The 947-nt window shown below is 46.3% G+C and carries 2 protein-coding genes; both read left to right on the top strand.

What is annotated here, in order from left to right; translation table 11 throughout:
• Window positions 1-198: TraR/DksA family transcriptional regulator (locus DXT88_RS23305; RefSeq protein ID WP_096174589.1), on the top strand; the 198-nt coding region annotated here is incomplete at its 5' end.
• Window positions 195-743: an ead/Ea22-like family protein gene (locus DXT88_RS23300; protein WP_001289873.1), complete on the top strand. Its 549-nt coding sequence runs from the start codon at window positions 195-197 to the stop codon at window positions 741-743. The genes DXT88_RS23305 and DXT88_RS23300, both read left to right, overlap by 4 nt.
• Window positions 744-947 lie beyond the last annotated feature (204 nt).

The raw sequence follows: 947 nt of genomic DNA, 5'->3' as shown, positions 1-947 counted from the left end.
TCAGAAATAGAAGAATTACAGCGCAACACAGCAATAAAAATGCGCCGCCTGAACCACCAGGCTATATCTGCCACTCATTGTTGTGAGTGTGGCGATCCGATAGATGAACGAAGACGCCTGGTCGTTCAGGGTTGTCGGACTTGTGCAAGTTGCCAGGAGGATCTGGAACTTATCAGTAAACAGAGAGGTTCGAAGTGAGCGAAATTAACTCTCAGGCACTGCGTGAAGCGGCAGAGCAGGCAATGCATGACGACTGGGGATTTGACGCAGACCTTTTCCATGAATTGGTAACACCATCGATTGTGCTGGAACTGCTGGATGAACGGGAAAGAAACCAGCAATACATCAAACGCCGCGACCAGGAGAACGAGGATATTGCGCTAACAGTAGGGAAACTGCGTGTTGAGCTTGAAACAGCAAAATCAAAACTCAACGAGCAGCGTGAGTATTACGAAGGTGTTATCTCGGATGGGAGTAAGCGTATTGCTAAACTGGAAAGCAACGAAGTCCGTGAAGACGGAAACCAGTTTCTTGTTGTTCGCCATCCTGGGAAGACTCCTGTTATCAAGCACTGCACTGGTGACCTGGAAGAGTTTCTGCGGCAGTTAATCGAACAAGACCCGTTAGTAACTATCGACATCATTACGCATCGCTATTACGGGGTTGGAGGTCAATGGGTTCAGGATGCAGGTGAGTATCTGCATATGATGTCTGACGCTGGCATTCGCATCAAAGGAGAGTGAGATCGGTTTTGTAAAAGATAACGCTTGTGAAAATGCTGAATTTCGCGTCGTCTTCACAGCGATGCCAGAGTCTGTAGTGTCAGATGATGACCGTACTCAAACATCGGGTTGAGTATTATCTTACTGTTTCTTTACATAAACATTGCTGATACCGTTTAGCTGAAACGACATACATTGCAAGGAGTTTATAAATGAGTATCAATG

The organism is Herbaspirillum lusitanum, assembly GCF_026127345.1.
In the GTDB taxonomy this organism is placed as follows: domain Bacteria; phylum Pseudomonadota; class Gammaproteobacteria; order Burkholderiales; family Burkholderiaceae_D; genus Herbaspirillum; species Herbaspirillum lusitanum.
The sequence above is the reverse complement of the archived record's forward strand: the minus strand, read 5'-3'. Positions and strand labels throughout refer to the sequence as shown.